This window comes from Dyadobacter sp. 3J3 (assembly GCF_009801115.1).
Taxonomy (GTDB): domain Bacteria; phylum Bacteroidota; class Bacteroidia; order Cytophagales; family Spirosomataceae; genus Dyadobacter.
On the sequence record NZ_VTOL01000006.1, the window covers coordinates 305,883 to 327,372 of the forward strand.

Sequence of the window (21,490 nt, forward strand, 5' to 3'; positions counted from 1 at the left end):
TTTTTGTTAAACAGATCAACCAGCGTTACTTATGAAATTGCCTTTGCCTAAAACTTCCTCACAACGTCTTCAGCTTTTATATGCTTTTATTGTAATTCTGCTGTTGGTAAGTGTCGGTTCATTTGCTTTTTTTATTACTGATTACCGGGTTGCTTATCCATCTGCTATGCTGGCGTTTCTGATATTGGGTGTGCTTCATATTTATTTATTATCCCAATGGTTCAGCACACTTTTCCTGAACTGCTCTATTAAAGCACTGGGTTTTACGCTGCTGTTGAGTATTTTGGCTGCTTTGGCGATTACTTTTCTTTATCATAAGATCAGTGACGCACTTATCAGGGGAATTGGCATGGCCACCGCTCTGATTGGTTTTTTGTTTCCGGTTTTTGTCGCAAAGGTTTATCAAACCTATCTGACAATACCTTTGAGAGAATATAAAAAATGGTATTATCCCATCGGGCAGCCGTTGCCAGATATGGATCTTCTGGATCTTTCCAGAGTTTTGGTGATTCAGTTTGAATTCACCAAAAAGGCAGACGAAACGGCCTTCACAAATTTCCGGGCCAAAGCTCCTAATGCTATGCTTTTCGGAGAATTGTTTTTTATTTTTCTTAATGATTACAACGACCGGAATTCGGCTAGTCCCGTCGAATTCCTGACACCCGAAGGAACTTCTTATGGATGGCTTTTTTACAAAAAATCACCCTGGTATAAAAAACGTGTTTATATGGATTCGGATCTTACTTTTCAGGCAAACGGCGTTGTTGATAATGAAACCATCGTGGCTATCCGGGAATAATGCTGCTATGCAAGTGCATCATCGAATATGCCGGACAAAGAAGCAATTTCCCAAAAGAAAATTCCTCTTACTGCTGTGCTGTGGGCGTGCAAGCCGCTCCATAAGTCAAAAAAATCTGATTCATGCACGTAGTTCTTACCATTCCAAATAGAAATGTGCCGATAACCTAAAGCGAGAATTCCTTTTCTTGATCCAAGTTGTTTCACAAATCCTGCCCGGCTTCCTGCGCGGTAATTTTCACTTACGGGATAGGTTTTATCCAGATACGCTTTCATATCCACTACACTATAAATATAATTATCTCCTTTGTCATCCTTCATACTGCGCACTCTTCCGCCGGCAACGATGGGAGAGTAAGGCAGATCATCCGGAATATTCAAACCAGAACGGTTCATGGCATAGCTAAGCTCAATGGTGCAGGTCTCCACCTTCGTGTCAATATACTTTTCAATTTGTCCCCCCATTCCTTCATACTGAATCGTGTGATAAGGATGGTTGTTAAGAAGTGTCTGGAAATCACAAAAAATCATAATTTTTCAGATTTGAGTTATTCAATAAAAACCTTGGATCTGGCAAGATAGAGGGCGCCTCTTTTAGACCGTAGGTAAAACTTCCAATCTAAACAATTGCTTAAAGAGGCGCCCTTTTTTCCTGGATATCTTAACTTTTTACCACCGGTTGGTGTGTGGTGTGCCAAATAATTTGATCTCTTTTGAAGACAAAGTCAAACTGGTTGTCATAGGCATAGAACCCGTTTCTGCAAAACTTTCACTATACTGGACACAGTAAACATCCTTAAGTTCGAGCTCCTTTTGGGTTTGTTCTTCATCTACATTTTTGAAAGTGATTTTGGCAGAAGCCTTTTTTCCGTCCGGATCCACCATCCATTCCCAAAGTCCCTTACTATCATCAGCACTGGATGAATCGACCTGGATAAATACAGTTCCGCCATATACTTTTGAAGATACGCGGCCTTTGTCGTCTATGGATTGTGAAAGTGAATAATTACATGAAATAACTGCGATTCCGTCACCGGATGGACCGCCATCCCAGGTAAAATACGCGTCAAAACTTGAAGCTGGCATAATTGAAAAGTGTTTAAAAGTGGAAAATTTATTTGGATATAAGTATGTTTAATTTAGCATAACCGGCATTCCTTTGAAAACGGCCGGACCGTTACTTTTGACTTCGGCCATGGCATCAGCCTCAATGCTAACCTGAGCACCTTTGAGTTTTGCCGAGGCAGTTCCTTCCAGTTTGAGTTCTGAGCCCGCCTTGATTTCGGCACCTGCCGTACTTTCTGCTTTTAGTTCCTGGGTTGCTTTGATAGAAATTTCATTTCCCTGCAATTCAAGTTTTTGATCGGCTTTAATTGAGATATTATTAGTGGCCTCTATTGTCAGGTCTTTTGATTTGATTTCAATGAGCCCGTTTTCTACTTCAAGATGAATTTTTCCATCGTTCTTAAAGCTGAAAATCATATTTGTTCCCTTATTGTTTATGTTGGAAATCTGCAATTGGGCGTCACCGTCCTTATCAGAGAAAATTATCGCGTTACCTGACCGTGTACCAATTACTTTCATATCATTATTGTCGTTTGTATAATGCGTATCGTCCTCTGACTTAGGGTAAAGTGTGGTGACTACAAAAGGTTTTTCAGCCAGATTTCCCTCATAGCCAATCATCACCATCGCTCCGACTTCCGGTACAAAATTGATCCCTTTTGCCTGTGCGTTATGCATACTCCCAACGCGAATCCAGATCGATTCCTGATCCTGCTGTTTGGCCTGTCCCCACATGAATTTTACCCGGACGCGGCCAAGCTTTTCTTTGTCATCATTGGCAATAACTTCCGCCTGCTCGTTTTCTCCCAATGGATTATGCACATTAGGATTATTTGGAGGATGCTGGGCAGATTCGGGAACGGCTTTGAAAGAATTCTGATAACTTCCCGCTGTATTTACCTCATGGCGGATATGTACCACGCGGTACTTACCAAAATTCTCCTCATATTTTTCTCCGCGTTCATTCAATCGCTGGCCTTTCACGGCTAAAACAGTACCAACGCTCATGGTTGGAAGTTCTCCTGTACCTCGAAAATCGACCATTGAAGTAACCCTGGCCGACCGTTCCATTTTCGTCAATTCGTCAATCTCACTTTGTCCGGATACAATTTCAGGTACTTCCAACAATGCATTTTGGGCAAAAAGATTATCGGATTGTTCCAGTGCAAACTTACTGAGCGATGTCAGTCCGCTTACATTTTGCCGGGAAGATTGTCCCGTAAAAGTTTCGGCTTTGGTATAATTATAACTTTGGTAATTAAATTTTGACGGATGCAAAAGCAGCGCGACATCAAAATTTTGCAGGCCATCAACAAGAAAATCAACCTCGATGGAATCATTTCCATGACCCAAAACCAGTTCCTTTCCATTATAATAAAACCACTCACAACACCGGTCGGCGACCCGGCTTAGAAACCTGAAATTGCTTTCATTGTATTGAATAAAAGGTACCTGACGTCCGCCATTTTCCGGATTTAATTGTTTTTTGAGCAAATTCTGCGGGTACGGCTGCAAAACATTGTTAAAAATGTCCTGAACTGTTCCTCTCAAAAAAGATCTGCGTTGCACGGTATCTTCCAAAACAATAGTCGGACTGAATCCTTTGAGCACAAATGCGCTGCTCATATCACTAAGACTTCGCAAACGAATTTCTGTGACTATCCCCTGGAAGGTGAAATCAAAAGATTCCTGATCGAGCCTCGGACTAAAAGAAAAAGTAATTTTTTTACCCATCACGTTTCGGTGCGACTGGTTGAAAAAATGCTCTCCCTGTTTTTCGAGCTGATCAAATGGTACCAAAAGCTCAAAGTGATGATGTTCGAACAGATCCTGTTCAATTGAGAGTCCCAAATGACGTTTGATCTGGATTCCTCCTTCAATTTCTATGGAAGTATTAACCTGTCGTGCCATTTAGCTTTTGATTTCTATGTTTCCAATTTTTACTGTTGCCGGCAACAGAACCAATTCATAAGCCAGCGATGTACTGCTGTCATTCAGAAAATAATCCTTTCCCCTATGTTGGGGCAGATAACCTTTCGTGTCTGGCACATGGGCAATTCTATAATCCCGGATCGTCGATCTTTTAGACAGAAATGATTCCCGGAATCCGACACAATAGGCATCTTCAAATTCTATTTTTCGTAACAGCTGTGAATCATCCTGGTATTTAAATTCAATACGACCGCTAAGTTTCCGGTCATTTTTGAATGCCCAATCATAAAGCAATGCGAGATCGTCGTTCTGTTTGGGGCCGACTGTCATACGGATCAGACGTGCCTTGGGCGCATCAGTCGGGCTTCCGCGTTCGTCAGCGTTCCGGTTACAGCCGTATGAAATCTTTTGAGCCGAAAATTCCTTTCCGTCAATTGTCACATGCGCTTCTACGCCTATGGTTGCATCTTGTTTTGCCATCCTTTAAAAATTTTCCAGTTTGGCTTCGTCAACTTCCACATTGGATGCGGTGATTGTCAGGCAGGTAATGAAATTTTCCAGACGTTTTGTGAGTGCAATGTCCAGATCGTCGGACCCGTCATCAAACATTTCAACAAATTCGATGCAAACAGCATCTTTGAAACTCAGCGTTTTAAAAGAGCCGTGTTCGCCAAACTGTTCGATACTCAAATCGTATTTTTGAGACGGCTTGCTTGCCCATTCCACCAGAAAGTCATCCAGAACCATTTCCACTTCAACATACAAATGAGCCCATTGAATAGGCGAGGTGACCGACATCGCGTCATCCACGGTTTGATGAAGTTCAAATCGCATGTACATCACAGTATATTCGTGGTCGCCGTCGACGGTCAAAGTGGAACTGAAAGCCATCTTAAATCGAATTCTTTTAAATGAGTATCATCTTACTGCTGTGCATATTCAGCAGCCCATGCGGTTGCGTCCAGATCATCTCCTTTTTGTCCGGTCAGTGCGATCATAAAGTTTTTGGCCGGGAAATAAGGAATCATATGAATGTCCAGATATACCTTGTCTTTTTGATTTTTGTCCTGCTCAAAACGCATCACGCTAAACTTTTCGATCAGTTTTCCAGGTCCGGTTACGCTGTCCAGAAATTTAATAATCTGTTTTTTGAGATCGTTTTTAGTATTATAATCGAAATTCTCAAACGCCCGGCGATTCAAAAAGTCGATCAGTACTTTTGTGATATAATCAAAAACGCGAACGACAGAATAGGTTTGAAGCCCGACATTATCTCCGTTGAAAAGTGTCTTGGCAGAAAACGCCATTACTTTGTTGTATTCATTTACCATCGGTATCAAACCCATTTTTTCAAGATCAGCGATCTCCGATTTTTTAAGCGGAAAACGTACACCATCCACCTCATTTAGCGTTCCATGTTTTTTTCCGGCAGCCACCTGCGACATTAAAGTCTTGTATACATTACCGGCCAAGGCAGTGGAAGGCGGAATATAAAGATCATCCTGCTCATCCAGATCGGCATGTTTTGCTCTGCCAACCAGCCAGTTGCAGGTCATCATTACATTGGATAAATGCGTTGAACCGCCTGTCAGGTTTGCTGCTTCAAAAAGCTCCATAACATCTTCCGGTGCGTCGAGATGTTCAAAATCTGTCACGAGCATTACCTTGTTTTTATGCGCCATTTTTGCCCATTTATCAACTACCTTACCTGAACCCAGATAACCTGGAACATTCAGGATCGAATAGTTTTCACGCAGATCAAGCCGGTCAAATTTTGCAGCAAGTTCTTCTCCGACGGCATCGGCAAATGTGGTCACATCCAGATCTTTAATTTGTTCAGGATCAGCATTTAAAAAAGTTACATTTTTAACTTTTTCCTGTTCGGTATTTTTGAAAAAAGTCGAGACTGAACGATAGGATTGTTCCAGTGGCCGGATCAATTCGACAGCTTTTCCAAGATTTTCCTTTAAAAGCTCGGAAGCTGCATCTGCTTGATTTTGTCCTTTTTCAATCATTTCGGAAATACTTTCCGAGCTTCCAAGAAGTTCGCTCCAGAGTTCAAGGCGCTTTTTAAGTTGCTGACGTTCTTTTTTCTTGTCCGCCTCGGTAAGAAAAATCTTTTTTCTGGCCTTTTTCTCTGGATTAATATTTCCGGCGCCTTCGATGATGGTTTCCACCAGATCGTAGCTTCCATATTTTGCTAAAAGAGGCAGTCCTTTTTCCAAAGGTATCGCAGCATGTTCGCGGAAACCCGCTGAACCTTGCTCTTCATTTAATGTTTTTTCAGTTGGCATATGACTAGATCATTTGAACCTTTGAATACTTTTTTACCAGTTAAATAATAAGATGAATGTCCTTTTAATCAGCAGCTTCCAACTCATTGATCAGTGTTTGGAAAACGCCTAACAGTGCAGCCTTGGCTTCCGGTTTTTCCAATGCAGCTTTCAGGATTTTGTTTACTTTCAAGTGGCGGACAACCTGTTGGTATGCTTCGGCGCGTGCATCAAGATCTTGTAAAAACGCACTTTGTGCCACGATGCCTTTCTTTCCGAAATCACCCAGATTGCGAAAGCGAAGTGGCTCGATGATGAAACTTCCCTCTGCTGTGATAAACTCTGCTTCGGCCTCTGGCTGGTAGTGCGCAAAAACTTCGTCTGTTGTTTTTAAATCATAAACCATTTCCGGTCTTACCGCCGGATCTCCGGTTAACTTTGTAGCGAAAAGTGTCCGGTTTTGGGGAATATCCGCGATCCCCTCGCTTGCCTGGTCAATTTTGCGTTCGTTGCCGCCAATTCCGTAGTTGAACATGGTTTTATTTGTTTAAATGAAAAATCTCTTCTGTTTTCAGCCGCCAATTAAAACTGTGGGGCAGCCAGCCAAAATACTTCCGCCGTGAGCAGTCATATCGCCCATTCTTGCCGCCGGTTTACCCGAAATAAGTACACTCGTAGAACCTATCACGATCGTGTCCGGAGGTCCTACGCAAACGCACATATCACCCATAGCTGCTGCCGGCATTCCTCCGATCAGCACCATGGGGGCACCCGGCGGGAGGATAGGGCCGCCTACATGCGGGATAGGAGGAAGGCCTGGTGTGACCATCGGACATACATGCATGTCTCCGACTCTTGCTGCTGGTTGTCCCATTTTTTATTCAGTTAAGTTGTTGGAAAAAGTGATGTTATTTAATGTTAAACTTTGCTTCTATTTCTTCTTCAATTTCTTGAAATCAAGTAGAGAAGTTGCCGTCACGCCAAGACCAACCGCCGCCGAACCGATTGAAATATAGATTCCCGGTTTTGCATAACTTGTCAGTCCTTCCGGATTGGCTATCTTGCTTTTGTAGTCCTTGAAATCCTTGTTGAGCATCGCAAAGGTGACCGCTCCAAAAGCAAAAGCTGCGATACCAACACCGAGTTTTATAGAGGCAATTTTTCGGTCGTGACTCAGCTGCGCCTGATTGGTTTTACTGAGCTGGTCTGCAAATTTTTCCAATGGTTTTTTCTCCTGCTGAGCTGCCGAAACCGGTGGTTTCATATCGGTTGGTTTGCTTTCAGTTACTTCGGGTTGCGTTCCGTTTTTCTTTGCAGATTCATAAGTGGCAGATGCAACTGGCGTTGTAGGTGTAGCGATTGCGTTCGCTGCTGAATTAAAGGAAATGCTGGTCAGGTATATAATCCAGCTGCCGGAAGTCCCTTTGTCCGCCCGAAGTTCGGCAACCCGTGAAACCGGTTGGTAAGGATCTTTGGTGTTGCTGTTTTTTCCTTTAAACTGCTGGGTATAAAATACTTTTACATAAGCGTATTTATTTATTTTAGCATCGGACACCACAATGTTGGAAAACTCAATCGAGTTGGTTTCTGATTTGGTATAAAACAGATCGAAGTTGCTCAGATATTTTTCTATCGGTGTATCCAGCTCAGGAGAACTGCTGGTATGTTTCGGATCCACATCATCTTCCACGACAACACCGTCGTTGAAAAATATCTGGTCATTACTTGGCATATAGCTGTTCATGATCATGTATTTGCGCTCGTAGTTGCTCAGATCATCGTTGGAAATTGCGTTAAGAAGATCGTTGAAAGCTTTTATCTTTTCCCTTGCCAACACTCGGATTTCATCCGCATCTTTGCGGCTCAACGTTTGCGCCACGGATGTTTTTGTATAAAAAAATCCTAACACAAGCATCAAAAGGGCGAGTAATTTTCGGTTTGCCGAAACGGATATAAATCGTGTCATAATTTCAATAGGTTCTTTCTTGTAAATCAATGATTTGAACTTCAACCCGTCTGTTTTTTCGTCTGTTTTTCTCTGTATCGTTTGGCGCTACCGGGAATTTGCTTCCCAGTCCCTGCGCTTTTATCCGGTTTTCATCTACGCCCTTATTCACCAGATATCGGGTAATAACCCGTACCCTGTATTCTGAAAGTGTAAGATTGAGCGATGCATTACCTACATTGTCAGTGTATCCATTGATAGATAATGATTTATCTTTGTTTGCGGAAATCCATTCGGCCAGTGAATCGAGATAATTTTTGGAATCTGAGGGCAGTTTATAGTCGCTTTGAGGAAAATAAAGCGTCCTGTTTTCAACTGTATAAAAAGCTTCCGCTGTTCGACTTTCTGATTTTAGGCTGTCTTTGGCTGGCAAACGTAAAGATTTTAACGTAATTCCTTCTTTCAGAGAAGCCATAGCCGTTGCAAGTTCTATGTTGCGGTTTTGACCAGTCAGTTCCAGTTTATAAATCCTGCCAGCCGTGGCCTCTGTATAAAAATGTCCGTTGTTTACCCTTTCCATTTCGATATTTTCGCCGTTTCCTTCTCTTAACCTGGCATGTAATCCGCCATGTGGATTGGCAATATTTACAGACAAAATCGTGTGCTGCCGGTTGAGTTTTAACGTGTATGTCCGCGTACTATCCTGTGCTTGATCCAGGATTAAGTTTCCATTGTAGGATTGATACCCCGGAGATTTGACTTCCATCGCCACAATATCATTTTCCGGAAATGCTATTTCAATTCCAGGATCGGATTTTGTCAGATCGAAGCATTCCCTGGCTTGTTTGTGCGTGTAGTAAAGACAAATGTTTGCAGGTAATATTTCTTTGGAAATTGCATCTTCCACTAAGATGCGCCTAATGATTTTTGGTACGCTCGTCGTGCTGCCTTTTAATACCAAATGTGTTTGTTCTGACTGCGCATATGGCTCGTCCTTCGTTTGCTTACCAATGGGTAAAAGTTTAAGTGGTACAAAAAAGGTAACATCATTTTTTGAGTCAATATAAACTGGCACTGTAACCGACTGATAACCTTTCGATTCAATGACCAGAGCTGAGAGCTCACAAGGAATTTCGAACCGGAACATACCTTTTTCGCTGGTTTTGCCCATTCTTGTTTTACCCTGTTCGCTTTTGGAAAATACGGTAGCCACAAGCGGCTTTGAACCGCTTACATCCGTCACCGTGCCTTCCAGAAACCCGCATTGGGCATAAAGCGAAGTAATGCTGAGAAAATAGATGAATAGTTTCACTGCTGGCAAGTTCTTAGCTTATTGATTTGATGATGTTTCCACGCCGATATTTCCCAGTAAAACTTCCCATCGCAGCGTATCTCTGCCATCAACTGTTTTCTGGTATGATTCCAGTTTTACCCGGACATTCTTCTTTGTAATATCTCCGTAAGCTACTTTTCCATTGGCTGAATAACCCTCGAAAACCTGCTGTCCGGAAATGATTCCGTAATAATTGCCATCTGCTTCCTGTTTGAGCTCACTGACGTATTTTACTTCGTTCCAGGTGATATTGATTTTGCTGTAAGGAAGAAGTTTCAACCTGTTCAAATAATCCTTTACGGGATATTTCCTGACTCCGCTGGAAGAACTTACTGCCACCGTTGCCTGCGGTTCAAAAAGGCTTAAAGCCTGCAAAACGGCCTTATTTTTCTCGTCAGACTTACGACTTTTATCTCCGATAATCCGCAGATATGAATTGAATTCGTCCACTCTCCGGATTCCCTTCTGACTATATTCTTTATATTCCAAATCTGTCAAAACGGGTTTTTCTTTTTCCTTGATCGCAGCCGACGCTTTTTCTTTTACTGCGGCAACAGGTTTATCGGGTTTTACTTTTTTAAGCTCTGATTCTTTCTTTTCAATTTCTTTATGCACAAGTCCTAATAATGGGGCGACGTCAACAACGTCTCTAACTATCTCATGGCGGCCATCTTTATAAATTACCGCCGCCACTTCTTCCTTGTTAATACTGGCTGCTTTTCCCTCCGCAGAAATGTAATTGATCACTTCGCCGCTTTCATAGGAAATCGTTCCGCTCAGGACAGTCAGCGGTATACTTTTGATGATAATATCCTGGCTCACATTTCTCGGCGGGGTTTTGTAAAAAGCCTCGATCTGCGCCTGTGCTTTCGAAGTATTTTCATTTAATTCAGTAACGACGATGAATTGCCCATTCTCTGCAAATACAACCAGAAAGCGTTTACGGTTATATATTCGTAATACTCCGTCTGATGCCACCCATTCCAATTTGCCATCCAGCGCACGGCTCAATTTTGCCTGAACTGGATTTCCATTGTCAAGCCAGATCCGGTCCTGAGCATAAACCGAACCCGCAAGCAGCACCAAAAGGATAGTATGTAAACCGAGCTTTTTCATTTAGTGTAAAGTTGAAAAGACAACCAGATTGTCATCGTTTTTCCCTGGATAAATCTTCTGAGGAAATGTCAATGGTCGAAATCATTTAGTGTAAGTAAGGATTGTCACCTGCATATCGCCGCCCGTCGAGGTTGCATTTACCCGATCCTGACCATGCGCGTCAATGTACATTTTTCCATATCTGCCCTGATTGGTAATGTAGGCGATTACGGTTCTGTTGGGCAACTTATTGGCATTAGCGTCTGTGTAACTTCCGTTAATGAAGTCAGTGGTTAAAACAGCTTTTGTAATGTCACTGTATTTTACGTTATCAAAATTGAGCTGTCCCAAAACCGCGAACTTGGCCCCATTTTTTGGATAAATTCCAGCCTTATCGTTATATGGATACCAGGTAAGATCTTCCGCACCAACTTGTGAAACCAGCTCACCCAAATCCAGATCGTAGGGATTCGAGTAATTCATAGTAAATGATTTTTTTGGTAAAAAAGCGGTTGGTTCGCCCAAAGTGAAAGTAAGAACCCCACTATAAGTAATTCCACCGGTGTAAATTGCATAAGCCCGTGCGTAATACGTCAGGCCAACGGACAAACCCGTCATTGTAGCAGTATAACTTCCTCCGGAAGTTTTGCTGCCAATTTCTATTTTACTGTCTAATGTTGTAGGTAAGTTATTTGAAGAAGAATAACATACGCCAAATGAACTGATAGTTTCCGTGCCCAGTCTATCAAAAAATGATACACCAACATTGGCTGATGATTTTGTGATATCAGTAATTTCTCCAATCTGAATTATGGGAGTGGTGTAGGTTCCCGTTTTGAAACTTACTACTTCTCCATACGAGACTCCGCCTCCTTCATTTTTGGCATAAGTTCTTACAAAATAAGTAGTCGCAACGTTCAAGCCGGTGATCTGTCCCTGAAACTGGAAAGGCGTCGAAGTAACAGCATTTCCCACTTTCAACGAAGTTCCGCCTTCGAGAACAGGTTTGTCCTGTGTTGCGTACACAAATCCATACTCGGTAATTTGTCCGCTCTTTTTATCCTGGCGACTGTTTTTTCCGTCCGGATCCTGAACAGTCCCGCTTACGGTAGCGCCGGAAGTCACAACCTGGATGACACTAACCGCGGATACGACTGGTGGCAGCGGATCCACCGGCGAGAATAGGTTGCAGGCACTTACCAGAAACAGTGTTAAAATTGCAAGAAAACTGTATAGCCTTTGCATTTGATTTTATTTTTAAAGTGCAATATTCATTTCCCTGATTTGAATGTCAAATCCTGACCAACTCATTATTTATTCTGCAATACTCTCCGTGTAACTGGCAAAAGTCCTATTTAATATCGCCGGATAAGGCCTCAATACCCGGCTTCCCCTGCTTGTGGAGTGTGGGCGAAACCTGAACATTTCTCCCTCCCAATCTCCGTCAAGGTACTGGGTGGCATCAGATGAATATACAGTTGCACCTACTGCGTTGGCAATGTTTTGCAGCATCAATTTTCCATCACCCCATCCTCCTACTTTTTTAGGATCGCTGTTTGCTGCCGAACAGGATAGAAAGACAATATTTTTGACTCCCAGATTAGCCCATTTTCTAAACAGGAAATCATTGGTGACTGTAATAATATCGGCACCAAGATGTAAGCCAAAACCACCAACTTTGTCAGGAAGTGAATATCCGCCTTCCCTTGAACGTCCTTCGTAGCTTTCGATACTGACCACAGATACTCCGTGTACGATCAAAAACACATTGGCTATTTTTTTTCGCGAAATAATACTTGAAGCCGTTTGCAGAATTCCTTCTGTACTATCCGAACTGGCAGCAAAATAGATGCTTTCCGCTGCGTCGAACTGATTGTTTCCGGCAAAACCCATGTCACAAATAAGTAATCTGTCAGCTTTCATTGGCCAAACATCCTTTTAAATATCCAGTTGTCATTCCCGACATGTTTCACTTCCCCGTTATCCCAAAAGCCAAGCAACTGTGGAGTTTTGACTTTTCCTGAAAATTTTACTTTTGCGTCGTCCGAATTTTGTCTGACTAAATGGCGATCAAGACGCTTAATCCAGGGATCGGAAAACTTTTCTCTCATGGCTATTCCCATTCCCATCATTGAGTCTGCATCGTATATATTTTCTTCGCCGTAAGACGTTGTCTTGTTTGTATTTCCGCTCACATGTTCCAATCCCAAGACGTGGCCAAATTCGTGGGCAAGTGTGTTATGCAAGTAATCTACTGCATGTGACTGACCATTGATCTTTGTAAGAATGTGCTCTTTCCTGTAAATGTGAGGAAGCCAGTTTAGCCATTCCAGCTTCGTGTCATCTTTATTGATAAATCCAACCTGCGGTTTTACGCCAATTTGGGTATGGCTCCTGATCAGTTTCGGTATCTTTTTTGTATTAAAAACCATAAACTTTGCATGCGCATTTTGGGGCGCCGGATTTACTATGTCGACTGCTAATCCACAATTAATCTTGGCCGCCGTAAGTCCCTTGGGCGACTTGTACCAAGGTTTATTTGGGATCAAATCAAACTGGTTGTCCCAATACCGCGTTACTATCGTTTTAAATTCATTCGGGAATTTCTGCCACTCGGTCTGACTCCAGGGATCTAGAAGATATTTATTTCCGGTTTCTAGATCCTTAACATTTCCATTTCCATCACAACTAAGCTTTCCAAACTCACGTCTTTCAGAAGGTTCTATTTTTTGTAAAAAGACACGCACCTGAATTGATAGTGCCAGCGTATTATCATCCAGTGGTAACAAAACTGAATCCCAATTATCTGCCTTTATGACGATGTGATAGTGCATGGCTTAATATGTTATGCTTGTTCTGTTATTTAAAATCGGTGCTTCTTACGTGGTCTTGTTTGCTGTTGTAGGTGGCTGCCAGTCGTTGTCCCAATATTCAATAAGCTGCATTGTCGCAACCCGGCCTTTGAAATGAACCGTTGTGTCATAGTGATTTTGATTGACCAGATGTGATTTCAAGCGGCTTATCCAGGGTTTTGCGTGACTGGCTGTTAAAAATCCACCCATGCCCATTTGATTTTCGCGCTGTTCTAACGTAAGTCCGTAATTCGAATCATTGTTTCCTGCACCATTGACATGACCAAGACCTAATGTGTGTCCAAATTCGTGGTTAACAGTGGTTTGTAGAAAACTCAAACTGTGTTTTAAGCGTCCTATTTTTGTATCTCTGTCATTCCAGTGTGATTCGAGATCCAGATGTGTGAATATGCCTGAACGGTTATTTTCGTCCACATAAGATCTGAAATCTGTTTTACGCGGGTGTATTATACGGTACGTCTGATGTGCCTGTGCGGCTGTTTCAACCAGCTGGATTGACAGGCTGCAAACGATATTTGCCGGAGTAATCGCAATTGCAGCTCTGGGTCTGTACCATGGCTTATTTGGGTCCAGGATAAATCTGTCGCTCCAATGCCTTCTCACGACATTTACAAAGTCTCTTTTATAAGTTTCCCATTCCAGATCCGTCCAGGAATTGAGGCGATAGTTGCCATATAAATCATGAACAATACCATCTCCGTAAGCTTGTGTTTCGGATGTGTAAAAACGACTTCCGGGTTCGATACGCACTAAATGGATCCTGAACTGAAGAATTAATTCGTGTGCATTCTCGTCAATAGGCAATAGGCATGAATCCCATTTTCTGCCTTTTATAAAAAGATGAATGTTCATACGTTTTCTTTAAAAGTGAACATACTATTTTCCATTTTGAACTAAGCCCAATCCGGTGCAGACGGATCTCTTGGACATTCGATTTTTCTCAAACGGCCACTGCTGGCGCTTATAGCAGTGGAGATACCATATCCTGAGTCAGATGAAATTGTTACCGAAGATGGATTTATTATCACCTCCCGAATAACCAGCCGTTTGTTGTCATTTCTATTAAAATCCAGGATAAATTTACCCATTACAGAATCCTGTCCCATGGTTACGCCGGGTTGTTGTGCCAGTGAAACGGTCAGATCGTTAAAATCATCCAGGGACATTTTAAACCTGGTCGATATTGTAAAGCCTGCCCATGGACCAGAGCCGCTCCACGATACGGGTGAGCCGGGGCCACCCACTGAAATAGAAGTGCCGGTGTACAAAAAACATGCTGTTTCGTTTGTTTCGACATTCTTTATTTTAAAAGTATAATTATCCCTTCCCAGCATTTTAAATAATGATATCGACTGTCCACCCATCAATTGTATTTGAAATTTTTGATCAACAAATGCCGGTTGAACAGGTTTTGGTTGTGGATTTGGAGGCGGCGGAGCGCCTTTGTGGGCATAGATCTTCACCGAACGCCAGTATCCGTAATCATCGTTTGCCGCATCTGTGCTTGCATCTGATCCCCGTGCAACTTTCCTGCGGAATTCAGCTACATAGAGCTTGTTCTTACCCGTCAAAATTTCGTTTTGCACCTGAGCACATCTTCTCAGAGACAAATCTGAATTGTATCCTCGATCACCAATTTTACTCGCATAACCGACAAGATTAATCCAGTAATCCGTCTGTGATCTCAAAGGCGTGAAAATGTATTTATAAATTCCAACCTTGTGATTTTCAATTAACTTATCACTGTCAGTCACAAAATTGTAGAGCCGCAATGCACAAATGGGTCTTCCGTTTGTGGCAAAATATATTTCATCCTCTGTGTCCGGATTTTCAAAAATATTTTCGTAGTCAAACTTGTAATCCCATTTTGCCATGATCTTAAATTTAAGCTTCCTGCGTAACTGCGTTTTCTTCTGTTTTCCATATTACCTCACCGCTGCTGTCCAGATCCAGGATAATCACGGATCCTTTGCCAACATCACCGGAAATTATCATTCGGCTGATAGGTCTTCTTAAAATATTCCGGATCACACCTTTCAATGGACGAACTCCATAACGCGGCGTAAATCCTTGCATGGCAATATGTTTTCTTGCTTCGTCGGTCATTCGCAGGGTAATTCCCTGTTTTTCCATCAGATCGGTCAGACTTTTTAGATGGATGTCAAATATTTTCACAACGTTTTCTTGCGAAATTGGCACGAACGGAACAATTTCAGTAAGTCGAGCCAGAAATTCAGGTCGGAAATGTTTTGCCATGATATCCATCAGATCGGATGATTTAGGCAAACTTCCCTGATTAAACTGCTCTACTATTTTCTCCTGCCCAATGTTGGATGTGAACAGAATTACTGCATTCGAAAAATCACCTTCTTTTCCAAGCCGGTCGTGCAATTTCCCTTCATCCAGAATCTGTAAAAACAAATCGAAAACCGACGGATGAGCCTTTTCAATTTCATCAAACAGTACCACAGAGTAAGGTTTTTGTCGAATTTTATTCACGAGAAGTCCGCCTTCTTCGTATCCAACATAACCCGGAGGTGCGCCATAAAGCAAAGCTGCTGAATGCTCTTCCTTAAATTCAGACATATCAAAACGTATCAGAAATGATTCGTCGTTGAAAAGAAAATCAGCAAGTGCTTTTGCAATTTCTGTTTTTCCTGTTCCCGTCGGACCTAAAAGAAAGAAAGATCCAATCGGCTGTCCGGCCTTAATTAATCCTGATCGTGATTCCAATATAGCTTCGCTCAAAGCCTTGACGGCCTTATCCTGACCCACGACTCTTTTCTTCAATACCTCATTTATTCCCAGCAACTTATCTCTTTCAGAGCTTTGAAGTTTGCCAAGCGGGATTCCGGTTTTATGTGCTATCACCGCAGCAATTTCCTGTTTGCCAACACTTTGGGAATGTCTGGATGCCAGTTGCTGTAAAGCTGAAAGTTTGGTTGTGAGATGCGTGTAAATACTTTCAGCAGTATCAAGTTCTTCATCCTGCTGGTCAAGCTGACCAACCAAAAGTGGACTGAGGCGATTGGGTAGCTGCCTTAAAAACCAACGCAATTCATGAACTCTTTCGGCTTCATCAATGGCCATTAAAGCATCAAGTTCTGTCTGAAGAACGGTCAGTTCGTTTTCAGAAACTTCATCCATCAGCCTCATCGCCGCCATCGTTCTGTCAAGCAGATCCAGCGCAACGTCAGGCAACCGTCTTTCTTTGATATACCTTTTGGAAAGTTTTACAGCTTCATTAATTGTTCCTTTTTCCAGCTTCAAACCATGATGCGCCTCGTAAACAGGAATGATATGTTCTATCATACGAATGGCCGTAGCTTCATCCGGTTCCTCGACTTGCAATACTTCAAACCGTCTGCTGAATGCTTCGTCTTTTTCAATATATTTTCGATATTCCTCAGGTGTTGTAGCGCCTATTAATGTCAATTCGCCACGAGCAAGTTCAGGTTTTAGAAGCTGTGCAACGCCGGCGCCTACCGAACCTTTTGCATCAAGAAGAATGTGTATTTCATCAATAAATAAAATCGCTTTATCCAGACTTTTTAACTCGTTCAAAATTCCTTTCAGCCGCTCTTCGATTTCACCTTTATAAGATGCTCCCGCAACAAGTGCACCTGTATCAAGTTCAATTAAACGGGCATTTTGCAGTAACAGCGGTACTTTTTTCTGGCTAATGAGTTGTGCGAAACCTTCTACCAAGGCAGATTTTCCCACACCTGGCTCGCCAATCAAAATCACGTTTGGTTTACTTCTTCTTCCCAAGATCTCAGCCATTTGTCTGATTTCCCGGTCGCGGCCAATTACAGAATCTATTTTGCCTTCGGCTGCTCTTTTGGTTTTGTCGGAAGTATATTTTTCAAGAAAACCGGATGCGGGTTTTGGTGTATTAGTTTGATTGTTTGCTGATGGTTTTTGTTCTTCTGTATCATTATTGGTTTGATTGCCAGTGGTTTGCTGGCTCATGGCCAAAACTTCTTTTTGTGTAAGCGGAAGCGATTTGAGCTGATCAGCGGAAAAACCTACGCCTGGTTTTAAAAGTGCCGCAAGCGCACAAAGCGGATCCGTATCCCGGTTCAATTGCAAAGAAATTAACTCTGCAAGTTCCAGACAAGAAATTGCCAGGGAATCCGGTTGTGGCGATTCAGGTACTTTTACAGATTTCGGACTTTCTTCTAATCTTACTTCTGCCCAATCCCGTAGGTATGCCACATCTTTTTGTGCCATGACGAGCTCAGAGGCAAAGCCAGCGTCATTATGCAGGACTCCCATTAAAAGATGAGCAGGTCCAAAACGCTCTTGCCGGTATTCGCGGGCAAGCGATTGCGCAACGGTAATGGCGTATTTAAGTGCTTCGGTTTGCATGAATTGATCATTAAAATCGTAAACGTTTTTGTTCATTCCGTGGCAAGGCCACAATGCATTACCTTTTTCAGATGAGGAGTTTGTGAATTTGTTACTAGGGCTGGTTTTTCTGTAATCCGATCAGTCTTTCGAGTGCTTTGGATTTCATTTCTTTATTATTGGTTGAAAGCTGAAGACCATCAAAAATCTGTTTGGCCTGATCGTAATATACTTTTCTGTCGTTTTTACGAAGATTTCCCTGCGTTAGCAATTGATAATAACCTTCGGCTTCTGAATACCGCAGCCATTCACGATAGGTCACACCGGTTCCTGCTTTGGCAGAAAGACATTCGTCCAGTTGTTTTTGTATTGCTGTTGCATCCGATCCGCCGACTCCTGATTTCGACGAGCGGCAGTTGTCAAGATCTTTTTGTGCAGCCGCCAGTTTCGCCTGCAATTCTTTTGCGGGATCAGCTCCGCCACCTCCTCCGCCGCCTGCTCCGGCCATGAGTTGACGTTCCATTCCTTTTATTTCCAGATCTTTCATATTAATCTGGCTTCTTAGGTCATTAACTACCTGCATGTCAATTCCTTTGCTATCGAGTGTGCGTCTGAGTTCGCTTATGGTTTGCCGGTAAGTAACAAGTGCTTCCGTTAGTTTTGCGACTCCGCTCGAAAGTCTCCTGTTTTGTTCACTTTTGGCAGAAGCGGCAAGTATATTAAAGTGGCTCAGGATCGAATTAATCCGGCTTTCAATAGCTACGAGCTGGGTGCGCGCCGTTGCTTTCGCCATCTCATCAGTTGCGCTGCTGTAAATTCCGTCCTGCTGAATAAGTTTGCGTGAAATCTGGCTTAATGTATCCGTATCAACCAGCAATGGAGATTGTTCCTGCACGATTTTCTTGTAAAGATTAGCCTCGGATTCCGTTACAGACCCAGGCACACGCAGGAGCAGGTACACAGCAAGCACAGGGAAACTGAGTGAAAGTGCGTAATGGCCAATGAACTTTCCGATCGCGGATTTTCTCTGGTTTTTATTAACCGGCTCCATTTTAATAATATTTAGTACATAGTTATCCTGTCGACGGATTTACTGTCCGCCGGATCTTCAAAAACAATTCTTTTTCAAAATCACTGTATCAAAGAGGGCTCCATCTGGATTTGTGCTTTTCGGGTTGAACGGGTGTTTCGTGGACCGGGCTTTCAATAATAAAAACCTGTTGTCCTTTCCGTTTCCCTATAAATTCCAGTTGGCTTAATTTTAAAAACAAGGCTGTCCAGATACTAAAAAAGTTGTCCGTTATTTTAAAGCTGGAAGTTATTTCATTATGATCATAAGGTACCTGAATCATGTTCAAAATCCGCTTTTCAAGTCCGCCAGGCGACTCTTCCGCCCATTCTCCCAAATAACCCAGAACTTCTTCCTTTTCACGATCGGTAAGGGATTCCAGCGATGCACGGATACTTTGTACCAGTTGTATCATCAGGACAATCATTTCCAGCGGTGTCTGATAAGGTGTAAGTCTGTGAAATACTGCGTTGTTTGTAACGAGTACATTGATCAGCCTTTCAACCATTATCTGTATGCTGTCAGACAAAGGGCTTTTTTGGCTTTTTGTCTTGATTTTCTGAACAATACGAAATGAATATGTTTCAATATCATTTAAATATGTACCAAAACGATTATACCAATCCTTTAATCCCTGATGACTTTTGATCGTTCCTGATGCCGGAATATATTCGTTTATAACCTTCAATTCGGCATTGTTATATTCTATTTTTCCAACGATCAGATTAGGACCGGACCATTGATGATTGTTGATCGTTTCAGCAGGAACCACATTTACACTGTATCCAGGCAAAGTGTAGGGATGGCGCATTGGAATTTCATTTTCCACCGGACTGCCAAAAAATGTTCTTTCAAATAAATCAACACTGACGACGATGTAAAACGTATGATTCTGATTTGATTGTAAATGATTTTTTGCGAATATCACACCAAGTGAAGTATCAGCTATCAGTTCATTTTTTTGGTTAATTTCAATCAGGCTGCCATCGGGCGTTATCGCAAAACAATGACTTATTTTAATTCTTATCTGCTGACTGGCATCTCCCAGGATTTGTATTTGTAAAGATTCGCTACCGTCTTTGTCTGCTAAAAGCCCGTAATTATATGTCGTTAACGTCGCTGCCTGCATCTGGCGGACTTGTTCGGTATGGTAATGATCCGTTTCGACAAAGTGTTGTCGGGATATTTTCATTCCATCGACCCAATTTACTGCCAAGTGCTGAAATTTCGCCATACTCTTAATTCGCCGGTTAGTTATTTATTTCATGGCCGCTTTCACCAGCCCGATAACAGTACGTACTCCAAATTTTCTGAACAGGCTGCGCCTGTATGTTTCAACGGTAGAAATACTTACTTCCAGCTTTTCAGCAATCTGCTTCGAGCTGAGCTCCTCCATAATGAGGTCTAAAATTTCCTGTTCGCGCTTTGTCAGTTCCATAAGTAAAACACTTAGACAAAGTTGCAACCTTACAAACGCCATTTCAATCGGCAGATACCCTGAAATTCATCTGCAAATACCCTGATATTTACTTTTGATTTTTGCGCGGTTTTAAGGGTTTTCCACGACGTTTTTTTTCTGAAAATTAGACAACGCCCATTCTGACAGCTATTTTGGTCAGACCTACCGAATTTTTTACACCAAGTTTTTGAAACAGGTTTCTGCGGTGGCTTTCTACTGTTTTGTCGCTGATACACAGCTCACTGGCAATGCGTGTTGTTGTATACTCATTAGCAACAAGTCTTAAAATCTCAACCTCTCTTTTACTTAAAAAATCTTTCGTTGTAGGTTCAGGTTCCACTATAAATGGTTCAACCGAACTTTCCGCGAGCCTTAACATCACCTCTTGTCCGTAATAAACTCTTCCCTGCGAAACAGCTCGGAAAGCAAGCTCCCATTCGTGTAATTCCGATTCAAAAACAATGTAGCCACTCACACCGGAACGGACGATTTCTCTTACTGATTCAGTTGACGGACTTGGTGCCAAAAGCAGAAATTTTAGCCTAGGATGCAGTTTTCGGATTTTCAGGATCTTTTCAGCCAGGTTTACAGTCTGATGTGCAAATACAACTATAACGTCAATGTCTTTGATATATGGAAGCTGGATAAGATGTTCGAGTGAGCTTCCTTTGCCTACCAATTCAACATAGGTTATTTTACGCAGCCAATCTGCTACGGCCTCACATTCCAATGGATGTGGATGTACAAGAAACGTATGTGCGATGAAGTGTTCCATACTTGTCGAGTAATTATTTACTGTTCAAAGGTAGCATTATGAGTCTTACTGTCAATGCTGAGAATAGTACCTGTTATTATCCGGTATGCCAATTTCGCATGTTGAGCCGACATTTTCACATTAAAAAGTCATTAAGAAGTAAAGAACCAGATACAATAGAAGCTGTAAAAGCTATATATCTCACTATCAGATTTATGAAAAATTATTTTGCGAATTTTTCAGTCAAGTAATACCCTTAATGGTATAAACTTACTTAATAGTATATACGTTGAGTGGAAGTTTGGTAATTGAAGTAAGATAAAAAAGGAATCAGGAAGTTGCTGGGAAATTTCAGTATATAAGAATTCAAAGATTCTGTTTTTCAAGAAGTAAACCTAGATTTAATCCGGCATATTTTGAAGAAGAAGAAGTCAGAAAATGTATATATAAATTTTTACTTGAAATAATGCATATTTCTTTGATAAAGGTAACGATCTCAAATCCTTTATTTGATAGAAAGGATACATTCGTATTTCCTTAAAAG

General features: G+C 42.0%; 22 protein-coding genes. 1 reads left to right on the forward strand and 21 read right to left on the reverse strand.

Annotated elements, in window-relative coordinates; translation table 11 throughout:
- The first annotated feature begins 31 nt into the window (after nucleotides 1-31).
- Nucleotides 32-799: a TssN family type VI secretion system protein gene (locus tag FZF08_RS15225; protein WP_159470186.1), complete on the forward strand. Its 768-nt coding sequence runs from the start codon at nucleotides 32-34 to the stop codon at nucleotides 797-799.
- Nucleotides 800-804: 5 nt separating this feature from the next.
- Here FZF08_RS15225 and FZF08_RS15230 read toward each other — a convergent pair whose 3' ends face one another.
- The 21 genes from FZF08_RS15230 to FZF08_RS15330 all read right to left on the reverse strand — a co-directional run bounded on the left by FZF08_RS15230 (nucleotide 805) and on the right by FZF08_RS15330 (nucleotide 20,967).
- Complete coding sequence (locus tag FZF08_RS15230) at nucleotides 805-1,329, reverse strand: T6SS effector amidase Tae4 family protein (RefSeq protein WP_159470188.1); 525 nt, start codon at nucleotides 1,327-1,329, stop codon at nucleotides 805-807.
- A 138-nt stretch (nucleotides 1,330-1,467) separates the two neighbouring features.
- Entirely contained in the window at nucleotides 1,468-1,884 is a 417-nt protein-coding gene (gene tssD / locus FZF08_RS15235) for a type VI secretion system tube protein TssD (protein WP_159470190.1), read from the reverse strand.
- Nucleotides 1,885-1,932: 48 nt separating this feature from the next.
- Nucleotides 1,933-3,774, reverse strand: coding sequence for a type VI secretion system Vgr family protein (locus tag FZF08_RS15240; RefSeq protein WP_159470192.1), 1,842 nt, complete (start codon nucleotides 3,772-3,774; stop codon nucleotides 1,933-1,935).
- Complete coding sequence (gene tssD / locus FZF08_RS15245) at nucleotides 3,775-4,275, reverse strand: type VI secretion system tube protein TssD (RefSeq protein ID WP_159470194.1); 501 nt, start codon at nucleotides 4,273-4,275, stop codon at nucleotides 3,775-3,777. It lies immediately after the preceding gene.
- 3 nt (nucleotides 4,276-4,278) lie between these two features.
- A complete protein-coding gene (gene tssD / locus FZF08_RS15250; protein WP_159470197.1) occupies nucleotides 4,279-4,686 on the reverse strand; it encodes a type VI secretion system tube protein TssD in 408 nt (135 codons plus the stop codon).
- Between the two features lie 32 nt (nucleotides 4,687-4,718).
- Nucleotides 4,719-6,089 carry a DUF5458 family protein gene (locus tag FZF08_RS15255; protein ID WP_200837097.1) on the reverse strand — a complete coding sequence of 457 codons (1,371 nt, stop codon included), beginning with the start codon at nucleotides 6,087-6,089 and terminating at the stop codon, nucleotides 4,719-4,721.
- Between the two features lie 64 nt (nucleotides 6,090-6,153).
- On the reverse strand, nucleotides 6,154-6,603 hold the full coding sequence (locus tag FZF08_RS15260) for a hypothetical protein (protein WP_159470199.1): 450 nt from the start codon (nucleotides 6,601-6,603) through the stop codon (nucleotides 6,154-6,156).
- Nucleotides 6,604-6,639: 36 nt separating this feature from the next.
- Nucleotides 6,640-6,942, reverse strand: a complete 303-nt coding sequence (locus tag FZF08_RS15265) for a PAAR domain-containing protein (RefSeq protein ID WP_159470201.1) — start codon at nucleotides 6,940-6,942, stop codon at nucleotides 6,640-6,642.
- Nucleotides 6,943-6,999: 57 nt separating this feature from the next.
- Nucleotides 7,000-8,034, reverse strand: a complete 1,035-nt coding sequence (locus FZF08_RS15270; protein ID WP_159470203.1) for a hypothetical protein — start codon at nucleotides 8,032-8,034, stop codon at nucleotides 7,000-7,002.
- A 4-nt stretch (nucleotides 8,035-8,038) separates the two neighbouring features.
- A complete protein-coding gene (locus FZF08_RS31775) occupies nucleotides 8,039-9,325 on the reverse strand; it encodes an OmpA family protein (RefSeq protein ID WP_229216546.1) in 1,287 nt (428 codons plus the stop codon).
- An 18-nt stretch (nucleotides 9,326-9,343) separates the two neighbouring features.
- Nucleotides 9,344-10,462, reverse strand: coding sequence for a hypothetical protein (locus FZF08_RS15280; RefSeq protein ID WP_159470205.1), 1,119 nt, complete (start codon nucleotides 10,460-10,462; stop codon nucleotides 9,344-9,346).
- A gap of 81 nt (nucleotides 10,463-10,543) precedes the next feature.
- On the reverse strand, nucleotides 10,544-11,686 hold the full coding sequence (locus FZF08_RS15285; protein ID WP_159470207.1) for a hypothetical protein: 1,143 nt from the start codon (nucleotides 11,684-11,686) through the stop codon (nucleotides 10,544-10,546).
- 69 nt (nucleotides 11,687-11,755) lie between these two features.
- The gene (locus tag FZF08_RS15290; protein WP_159470209.1) at nucleotides 11,756-12,364 is read right to left on the reverse strand and encodes a hypothetical protein; all 609 of its coding nucleotides are present in this window, start codon (nucleotides 12,362-12,364) and stop codon (nucleotides 11,756-11,758) included.
- Entirely contained in the window at nucleotides 12,361-13,275 is a 915-nt protein-coding gene (locus FZF08_RS15295) for a hypothetical protein (protein ID WP_159470211.1), read from the reverse strand. The genes FZF08_RS15290 and FZF08_RS15295 overlap by 4 nt, the downstream gene beginning before the upstream one ends.
- Before the next feature lie 45 nt (nucleotides 13,276-13,320).
- Nucleotides 13,321-14,166 carry a hypothetical protein gene (locus FZF08_RS15300; protein ID WP_159470213.1) on the reverse strand — a complete coding sequence of 282 codons (846 nt, stop codon included), beginning with the start codon at nucleotides 14,164-14,166 and terminating at the stop codon, nucleotides 13,321-13,323.
- A gap of 41 nt (nucleotides 14,167-14,207) precedes the next feature.
- Entirely contained in the window at nucleotides 14,208-15,188 is a 981-nt protein-coding gene (locus FZF08_RS15305) for a hypothetical protein (RefSeq protein WP_159470215.1), read from the reverse strand.
- 10 nt (nucleotides 15,189-15,198) lie between these two features.
- A complete protein-coding gene (locus FZF08_RS15310) occupies nucleotides 15,199-17,685 on the reverse strand; it encodes an ATP-dependent Clp protease ATP-binding subunit (protein WP_159470217.1) in 2,487 nt (828 codons plus the stop codon).
- Nucleotides 17,686-17,779: 94 nt separating this feature from the next.
- Entirely contained in the window at nucleotides 17,780-18,715 is a 936-nt protein-coding gene (locus tag FZF08_RS15315; RefSeq protein WP_159470219.1) for a hypothetical protein, read from the reverse strand.
- An 88-nt stretch (nucleotides 18,716-18,803) separates the two neighbouring features.
- Nucleotides 18,804-19,925, reverse strand: coding sequence for a hypothetical protein (locus FZF08_RS15320; RefSeq protein ID WP_229216547.1), 1,122 nt, complete (start codon nucleotides 19,923-19,925; stop codon nucleotides 18,804-18,806).
- Nucleotides 19,926-19,991: 66 nt separating this feature from the next.
- Nucleotides 19,992-20,213 (reverse strand): response regulator transcription factor, encoded by a 222-nt coding sequence (locus FZF08_RS15325; protein WP_159470223.1) that lies wholly within the window; start codon nucleotides 20,211-20,213, stop codon nucleotides 19,992-19,994.
- Nucleotides 20,214-20,316: 103 nt separating this feature from the next.
- Nucleotides 20,317-20,967 (reverse strand): response regulator transcription factor, encoded by a 651-nt coding sequence (locus FZF08_RS15330; RefSeq protein ID WP_159470225.1) that lies wholly within the window; start codon nucleotides 20,965-20,967, stop codon nucleotides 20,317-20,319.
- Between the last annotated feature and the right edge of the window lie 523 nt (nucleotides 20,968-21,490).

Excerpts from the sequence above, each read along its gene's own strand:
- FZF08_RS15265 (WP_159470201.1), bottom strand. The coding sequence starts at position 6,942 with ATGGGACAACCAGCAGCAAGAGTCGGAGACATGCATGTATGTCCGATG.
- tssD (WP_159470194.1), bottom strand. The coding sequence starts at position 4,275 with ATGGCAAAACAAGATGCAACCATAGGCGTAGAAGCGCATGTGACAATT.
- FZF08_RS15315 (WP_159470219.1), bottom strand. The coding sequence starts at position 18,715 with ATGGAGCCGGTTAATAAAAACCAGAGAAAATCCGCGATCGGAAAGTTC.
- FZF08_RS15230 (WP_159470188.1), bottom strand. The coding sequence starts at position 1,329 with ATGATTTTTTGTGATTTCCAGACACTTCTTAACAACCATCCTTATCAC.
- FZF08_RS15255 (WP_200837097.1), bottom strand. The coding sequence starts at position 6,089 with ATGCCAACTGAAAAAACATTAAATGAAGAGCAAGGTTCAGCGGGTTTC.
- FZF08_RS15285 (WP_159470207.1), bottom strand. The coding sequence starts at position 11,686 with ATGCAAAGGCTATACAGTTTTCTTGCAATTTTAACACTGTTTCTGGTA.
- FZF08_RS15325 (WP_159470223.1), bottom strand. The coding sequence starts at position 20,213 with ATGGCGTTTGTAAGGTTGCAACTTTGTCTAAGTGTTTTACTTATGGAA.
- FZF08_RS15225 (WP_159470186.1), top strand. The coding sequence starts at position 32 with ATGAAATTGCCTTTGCCTAAAACTTCCTCACAACGTCTTCAGCTTTTA.
- FZF08_RS15270 (WP_159470203.1), bottom strand. The coding sequence starts at position 8,034 with ATGACACGATTTATATCCGTTTCGGCAAACCGAAAATTACTCGCCCTT.
- tssD (WP_159470197.1), bottom strand. The coding sequence starts at position 4,686 with ATGGCTTTCAGTTCCACTTTGACCGTCGACGGCGACCACGAATATACT.
- FZF08_RS15240 (WP_159470192.1), bottom strand. The coding sequence starts at position 3,774 with ATGGCACGACAGGTTAATACTTCCATAGAAATTGAAGGAGGAATCCAG.
- FZF08_RS15290 (WP_159470209.1), bottom strand. The coding sequence starts at position 12,364 with ATGAAAGCTGACAGATTACTTATTTGTGACATGGGTTTTGCCGGAAAC.
- FZF08_RS15300 (WP_159470213.1), bottom strand. The coding sequence starts at position 14,166 with ATGAACATTCATCTTTTTATAAAAGGCAGAAAATGGGATTCATGCCTA.
- FZF08_RS15330 (WP_159470225.1), bottom strand. The coding sequence starts at position 20,967 with ATGGAACACTTCATCGCACATACGTTTCTTGTACATCCACATCCATTG.
- tssD (WP_159470190.1), bottom strand. The coding sequence starts at position 1,884 with ATGCCAGCTTCAAGTTTTGACGCGTATTTTACCTGGGATGGCGGTCCA.
- FZF08_RS15305 (WP_159470215.1), bottom strand. The coding sequence starts at position 15,188 with ATGGCAAAATGGGATTACAAGTTTGACTACGAAAATATTTTTGAAAAT.
- FZF08_RS15320 (WP_229216547.1), bottom strand. The coding sequence starts at position 19,925 with ATGAAAATATCCCGACAACACTTTGTCGAAACGGATCATTACCATACC.
- FZF08_RS15310 (WP_159470217.1), bottom strand. The coding sequence starts at position 17,685 with ATGCAAACCGAAGCACTTAAATACGCCATTACCGTTGCGCAATCGCTT.
- FZF08_RS15260 (WP_159470199.1), bottom strand. The coding sequence starts at position 6,603 with ATGTTCAACTACGGAATTGGCGGCAACGAACGCAAAATTGACCAGGCA.
- FZF08_RS15280 (WP_159470205.1), bottom strand. The coding sequence starts at position 10,462 with ATGAAAAAGCTCGGTTTACATACTATCCTTTTGGTGCTGCTTGCGGGT.
- FZF08_RS15295 (WP_159470211.1), bottom strand. The coding sequence starts at position 13,275 with ATGCACTATCACATCGTCATAAAGGCAGATAATTGGGATTCAGTTTTG.